Annotated in this window: 1 protein-coding gene; it reads left to right on the forward strand. The window is 63.3% G+C overall.

All coding sequences use genetic code 11. The features are described from left to right. Window positions 1-34 precede the first annotated feature (34 nt). Window positions 35-882: AMP-binding protein (locus tag EN893_RS35865; protein ID WP_164901484.1), on the forward strand; the 848-nt coding region annotated here is incomplete at its 3' end.

Below are 882 nucleotides of genomic sequence, written 5' to 3' on the forward strand. Positions count from 1 at the left end.
GGCGGCAAGGCCGGCCGCCGCCACCGCCAACCGATTGCCGAAAGCATTGACGGCGCTGGCCGCCGGCTTGCCGGAAAAGCCGTGGCTCAAGAGCTATCCGAAAAACGTGCAGGCGGAGATCGGCGCCCTGCCCTACAGCTCGATCGGCGATTTCCTCGTCGGCGCCTGCAAGCAGTTTTCCGCGCAGCCGGCCTTCACCTGCATGGACAAGTCCATCAGCTACACCGATGTCGAGCGGCTGTCGGCGGCCTTCGGCGCCTACCTGCAATCGAAGGGCCTGCAGAAAGGCGCGCGCGTCGCGCTGATGATGCCGAACGTGCTGCAATACCCGGTGGCGATGATGGCGATCTTGCGCGCCGGCTATGTCGTGGTGAATATCAATCCGCTCTACACGCCGCGCGAGCTCGAACACCAGTTGAAGGATTCCGGTGCGCAAGCCATCGTCATCCTGGAAAACTTCGCCAACACCTTGCAGGCGGTGATCGCGAGGACGGCGGTCAAGCATGTGGTGGTCGCCGCGATGGGCGACATGCTCGGCGGCCTGAAGGGCACCATCGTCAATTTCGTCGTGCGCCGCGTGAAGAAGATGGTGCCGGCATGGTCCTTGCCCGGCCATGTCAAGTTCAATGCCGCCATGAAGGCCGGCGCCGGCATGGGCTTCAAGCCGGCCAAGGTGGAAGCAGACGATGTCGCCTTCCTGCAATATACGGGCGGCACCACGGGCGTGTCGAAGGGCGCCACACTGCTGCACAGAAACGTGCTCGCCAACGTCGCGCAGAACGCGCAGTGGATGGAGGACGCCTACACGATCAAGCCGAAACCGGCGCACCCCAACTTTATCTGCGCGCTGCCGCTCTATCATATTTTCGCGCTGACCGTGAA

Origin of the sequence: Mesorhizobium sp. M7A.F.Ca.CA.004.04.2.1, from assembly GCF_004022825.1 — a bacterium.
Classification (GTDB): domain Bacteria; phylum Pseudomonadota; class Alphaproteobacteria; order Rhizobiales; family Rhizobiaceae; genus Mesorhizobium.